5 protein-coding genes are annotated in these 3,333 nt (G+C 40.4%); all 5 read right to left on the minus strand.

Annotated elements, in window-relative coordinates; all coding sequences use genetic code 11:
* Positions 1-401, minus strand: a 401-nt coding sequence (locus G1O98_RS37485) for a hypothetical protein (RefSeq protein WP_163939427.1), incomplete at its 3' end; no start/stop codon positions are given.
* Between the two features lie 3 nt (positions 402-404).
* A complete protein-coding gene (locus G1O98_RS37490; protein WP_163939429.1) occupies positions 405-1,415 on the minus strand; it encodes a site-specific integrase in 1,011 nt (336 codons plus the stop codon).
* Between the two features lie 60 nt (positions 1,416-1,475).
* Complete coding sequence (locus G1O98_RS37495) at positions 1,476-1,790, minus strand: hypothetical protein (RefSeq protein WP_243458662.1); 315 nt, start codon at positions 1,788-1,790, stop codon at positions 1,476-1,478.
* Between the two features lie 143 nt (positions 1,791-1,933).
* A complete protein-coding gene (locus G1O98_RS37500; protein ID WP_163939433.1) occupies positions 1,934-2,269 on the minus strand; it encodes a XisI protein in 336 nt (111 codons plus the stop codon).
* Entirely contained in the window at positions 2,257-2,670 is a 414-nt protein-coding gene (locus tag G1O98_RS37505) for an element excision factor XisH family protein (RefSeq protein ID WP_163939435.1), read from the minus strand. The genes G1O98_RS37500 and G1O98_RS37505 overlap by 13 nt, the downstream gene beginning before the upstream one ends.
* Positions 2,671-3,333: the final 663 nt, after the last annotated feature.

Raw genomic sequence — 3,333 nt, forward strand, 5'->3', positions numbered from 1 at the left:
TTATATTGATATAGTGAAATACCATAAGATTTAGCAAAAGACTGCAACACCTGATCTGTATAGGCGCGGATCTTGCCAGCCGTTAGCCCAAAACAGTGAATTGGTTCCAGGCGACAAACAGGTTTTTGCCCCAGCCAGAGTTCTGCACCCAACGCGTGTAATGGTTTATCCCCCGGTTCTTTATACAAATACAGCACTGCAAAATATGTTGCTGGTGGTTCGACTGCGATTGCATCAATTTCTGCTGAATGACTTTCACTCCGGCGACGATAGAATGAGCGGCGATTGTGGCAGATTTTGGGATTCCAACATCCATCCCCTGCTGTTCCATGTAAAACTTTAGCTTGAGTTGTTGGTAACTTGGCGCATAACTGACACTTGGGGTCTAACGGTTTCGGCATACCTTACTCCGCTTCTTCACCGATTGCACGATAGTAAGCAGCGATCGCCGCTTCTTGTTCGCTGCGAAGGGTATAGCGCCGAAACGCTTTCTCACTTTGATGTCCTGTTAGCTTACGGGCATGGCTGGGGTCAACTCCCAATAGCAATAAGTCAGTGGCATAGGTGTGGCGAAAGGAGTGAGGGTGCAAATCCTCAATGTGAGCTATTTCACCAATTTTTTCTACAGCGAAGTAAATGCCGTGATCACTTAAGCGTTCACCTTTGTACGAAGCATGGTGTGAAATCATCAGTGGACTAAGGCTGTTTAACACCTCTCCTTGGTATGAGCGTAATTGTAAATAATCTGCCACGACTTCTCGGCTTTCTTTTCGCAGTGGCACTAAGCGTGGTTCATTGGTTTTGGTGTCCGGTAAAAACAGGAGCTTGCCATCAAATGAGCCAACATTTAGCTGTACAACTTCCCCAGCCCGGAGTCCATGACTAAGGATGTGAACGAGTGCTGTATCTCGTTGCTTTGTTTCTTGGAGCAATTCCAAAGCTGACCAAACCCGTTCTATCTCTTCTGGGGTTAAACTCTGGGCTGGTGGCAGTGGCACTTTTTCCAGTTTTATCCCCAGTGTGGGATTAGTAGAAATAATTTCAGGATACGTGTAGCACATCCATTTGAAAAAGCTTTTGAGAGCCGCAATTCCTGCATTGATGCTGCTTTTTGAAAGCGGTTTACCTGCATCAGTCAGTATTTCATCACGGAGATATTCTTTATATAGCGCAAGGTGACGTGGACGCAGTTCATGATAATGTAGTTCACTCCAAGCCAAAAACCTTTTGAGTTCGCGTTCGTAGAGTTTGCGGCTGTTTAGTGCTAGGTTATTGCTGCGTAAAAACTCTAGCACCTTTACCCACCGGATATCGGTTGGTGGTCTTCTAGTTTCTCCTGGCTGTGTGAAATGTAGAGCTTCACGATCAAGGGGAATGAGTTTGATCTCAGGTAAAGAATCTGCGCTGTAGTTCATCCAGTTCTGTGTAAATTATTAGGTTTTAAGTATTAAAAATAACTCTATGTTCAGTTGAGATTACTCATCTGGTGGTGAGGTAGTCATGACTTCTATGACGGTACGATCATGACCGAAGCGTGCCTGCTCCCATGTAGAATAACGCTGCATTCTCCCGTGATGAGGCCCGCCTAAAACCATCGTTTCAAAGAGCAACGGGGGATCTCCAAAAGTGAGATCAAATCCCGAAAAATTAGTTGATACTTTGGCCTCCCCAACTATAGTTTCGGCAACTAGATGTTGTCCTGAATCTTGTACTGAGTGTAAATAATCTTGCCACTCTAACAATGAATTAACAGCAACGGGTGTATGTCCTACTAATTTGTAATAAAGCATGATTAACAATTTGTGGCTATCACAACAAAAATTTACCCGATTTTATACAAAATAAAGTATTCCTTTTACTACCTCATAGCTCTCTAGTAACTAATACATACTCAATCGCAAAGGTGGCAAAGATCCTGCGTTTTGTATCATGTTTATTCCACAGCAAATCCCGATAATTGACGCATTTTAGGAGTATGAAAACCAATGACAATATCTTGTTTAGGTACACCCATTTCCATCAATTCTAAAGCAATATCTACTTCCGTTGTATTTTGTTGAATCCAAATTTTATTATTTTTGATATCTAGGTGCATTATTGGGCCATAGATCCGTTTTTGGTTGTTCCATCCAATGCTAATAATTTGATAATGGTCATACTCTGCGTCAAAAATCTGTTCGACCTCTACATCTCCATAACTAGGCTTATAATTGATATATTTAGTTAATAATTGCCTAACTTTTGTGCGGTATTCATTTAACTTATCCATTGCTCTATTTCCTCAGTTTCAACGTTATAAATAATCAATTTTAGTTTGTTTTCGTTGACTACAGTTTGAATAAAAGGCAAGTTAAAGAAATCATTATAAGTTACCAATGGGATAGCTAAATATAAATTTCTCGAAGGGTCTTCTGCACGTAATGCAGTCTGATAATTAATAAACTGTCCTAGTGCCATGTGAAATTCTGAAATTTTCGATGCACTGACAAAATTTTTAATTTCAACTGCTATTTTTTCTCCAGCTTTTTCGGCAGCAACTAGGAGTTCTGCACCTAAATCAATCTGAACATCAACTCCACCACACCGAATATTTAGTGGGTCATCTGTAACTAACCAACCATCTTTTTCCAGTGCAGACCTCACAATATTGTGGAATAAATCACGAGCCATAGTTTCACAGCAAAGCCACACTAACCTTAATACTGCTCAACACCCTGAGTGGTGTCATTCGCCAGTAAAACATTTAAACATAGTGACTATCGGTGTCACTGTAAGCATAAGATGAGCAACTTTGAAAGCATAAGTTGAGCAATTACGTAGCCCAAAGCCTTTATACTACGTCGGAAATTATTTATCGAAAACAGGTTTTGAAACCATAACATGAGCAAAGGTTTTGTTTTGTAACCCTAACGTGAGCAAACATATTCATGCCCAGCATTAAAACTTTGGTTAGGTATAGCTGCTATGAAAACCGAAATCGAGCAACAGAGCTACTTTCTGTTTGAGTTCACTACCTCTACTTTTGTAAGCATAAGATGAGCAACCTGCTTTGAAACCATAAAGCGAGCAACTTGCTCATCTTATGCTTTCAGTGACAATCGGCTCCAGCACACAAATCCTTTAAATCTAGACTTTGCTCACATTATGCTTTAGATTACTTTGTAATACAAGACTACAACACAAAATAAGATACCCTTATCTTTTATCCGACATAAACTACGATTAATATGACTAGTTTTCATTTAGCCTTTTGTTCTTGTGACTGTAACCATAAGTTTGCCGGGGTGGCACGTTTATGGTTTCAAGCGGACTTACGACAGCTTGAATTTTTGG

This window comes from Nostoc sp. UIC 10630 (assembly GCF_010747425.1).
Classification (GTDB): Bacteria; Cyanobacteriota; Cyanobacteriia; order Cyanobacteriales; family Nostocaceae; genus Nostoc.